Annotated in this window: 2 protein-coding genes; both read left to right on the plus strand. The window is 60.7% G+C overall.

Translation table 11 applies throughout. The annotated features are described in order from the left end of the window. Nucleotides 1–743, plus strand: a 743-nt coding sequence (locus tag WCB02_RS14440) for an NADH-ubiquinone oxidoreductase-F iron-sulfur binding region domain-containing protein (RefSeq protein ID WP_423958897.1), incomplete at its 5' end; no start/stop codon positions are given. A gap of 25 nt (nt 744–768) precedes the next feature. Next, the coding region (locus tag WCB02_RS14445; protein WP_423958898.1) for a 2Fe-2S iron-sulfur cluster-binding protein at nt 769–1,620 on the plus strand (852 nt) is incomplete at its 3' end.

Raw genomic sequence — 1,620 nt, forward strand, 5'->3', positions numbered from 1 at the left:
GTGGCATTCCTCGCATTCGTCCCCCCTTCCCGGCAGTGGTAGGGCTCTATGGTGGGCCCACCGTCATTAATAATGCGGAAACGTTAGCCACTGTCCCCCACATCTTCCGCATCGGGGGCGCAGAGTACGCCAAGATCGGCACCGAGCGGAACGGTGGCACGCGCCTCTTCTGTCTTAGCGGCGATGTGGCCAAACCCGGCGTCTACGAGCTGCCTATGGGCTACAACCTCAAAAAGATGATCTACGAGGTAGGCGGCGGTATCAACGACGGCAGATCACTCAAAGCCGTCGTGCCCGGCGGATCCTCGACCCCCGTACTGCTACCCCACGAAATCGACATCGGCATGGATTTCGACCAGGTAGGCAAGGCGGGCAGCATGCTCGGTTCCGGCGGGGTGGTGGTTCTGGACGACAGCGTCTGCATGGTGGAGTTTGCCCTGCGCACCATGAAGTTTTACCAGCACGAGAGCTGTGGATGGTGTATTCCCTGCCGCGAAGGGACCGACTGGCTGAAGAAGACGCTGACGCGCGTTCATGCCGGCGGTGGCGTGGCTAAGGATATCGACAATATCCGCTACCTGGCGCAGAACATGTTGGGCCGCACCTTTTGTCCCCTGGGTGACGCTGCGGCCATGCCCACCATCGCCTTCGTGGACAAATTCCGCAAGGAGTTTGAAGACCACCTGGATGGCAAACCCTGTCCGTACGCCCATCAAGCGGAAGCAGCTTTGGCCGGCGTATGACGCCCCACAACCAAGATAGGAACCCATGGCTGACGTAACCTTTACCATCGATGGCAAGAAGGTCACCGCACCAGCAGGCACACTGTTGATTGAGGCCTGCCGTGCCGCGAGTATCGCGGTTCCCTCGTTCTGTTACTACCCCGGCCTTTCGCTGTGCGGAGCTTGCCGCATGTGCCTGGTGCGGCTGGAAAAGGTGCCCAAGCTGCAAACCGCCTGCACCACCCCGGTTGCCGAGGGCATGGTGGTCACGACTGAAAGCGACGAGATTGCCCAGGCGCGCAAAGCCACGGTGGAACTGCTGCTCGGCAATCATCCCCTGGATTGCCCGGTGTGCGATGCCGGCGGCGAGTGCGAGCTGCAGGATATGACCTTCAAGTACGGGCCGCCAGAGTCGCTCTACACCGAGGTCAAGCAGCACCGTGAAGAACAGCAGTGGTCTCCGGTGGTTTTTTTCGACCGGCCGCGCTGCATCCTTTGCTATCGTTGCGTGCGCACCTGCGGAGAAGGCATGGATGTCTGGGCCCTGGGCGTCCAGAATCGCGGCGTCAGCAGCATCATTGCTCCCAATAAAGGCGATCACCTGGACTGCGAAGAATGCGGCATGTGCATCGACGTTTGCCCCGTGGGCGCGCTGACCTCGGGTACCTATCGTTACAAAACCCGCCCGTGGGAAATGAACCACGTTTCCACCGTCTGCACGCACTGCGCGGATGGATGCAAGACCACGCTGGGCGTGCGCAGCGTGCCGAACGGCTCTGAGATCATTCGCGGCGACAACCGCGACAAGAGCGGCATTAACGGCGAGTTCTTGTGCATCAAGGGGCGCTACGCTTTCGACTTTGCCAACCACACCGACCGGTTGACGAAACCGCTGGTT

This window comes from Bradyrhizobium sp. (genome assembly GCF_049581145.1).
Lineage (GTDB): Bacteria > Pseudomonadota > Alphaproteobacteria > Rhizobiales > Xanthobacteraceae > Bradyrhizobium.